The organism is Caulobacter sp. CCH9-E1 (assembly GCF_001556515.1).
Classification (GTDB): domain Bacteria; phylum Pseudomonadota; class Alphaproteobacteria; order Caulobacterales; family Caulobacteraceae; genus Caulobacter.
Genome location: NZ_LSJA01000274.1, coordinates 1 through 357 on the forward strand (window position 1 = coordinate 1; position 357 = coordinate 357).

Genomic DNA, 357 nt, shown 5'->3' on the forward strand with positions numbered 1-357 from the left:
TGCCCTGGGTCTGGGGATGGTAGGGCGCGCCCCGGACGTGTTTCATCTCCTGCTTGCCCAGCCAGTCGGCCAGTTCGCCCGAGATGTAGCTGGAGCCGTTATCCGACAGCAGACGCGGTTTGTGCCGGACGCTGACCTGGTCGCAGCCCGACGCGCTGAGCGCCAGTTCCAGCGTGTCGGTGACGTCCCCCGCCTTCATGGTCGTGCACAGCTTCCAGGCGATGACGTAGCGCGAGAAGTCGTCCAGGATCGTCGACAGATACACCCAGCCCCACCCGATGATCTTGAAGTAGGTGAAGTCAGTCTGCCACATCTGGTTGGGCGCCGTGGTCTTGTCGGTGAACGCCTTGGCGGCCT

The 357-nt window shown here is 63.9% G+C and carries 1 protein-coding gene; it reads right to left on the bottom strand.

The genetic code is table 11. From position 1 onward, the window contains the following. The coding region (locus tag AX690_RS15395) for a DDE-type integrase/transposase/recombinase (RefSeq protein WP_156449692.1) at nucleotides 1-357 on the bottom strand (357 nt) is incomplete at both ends.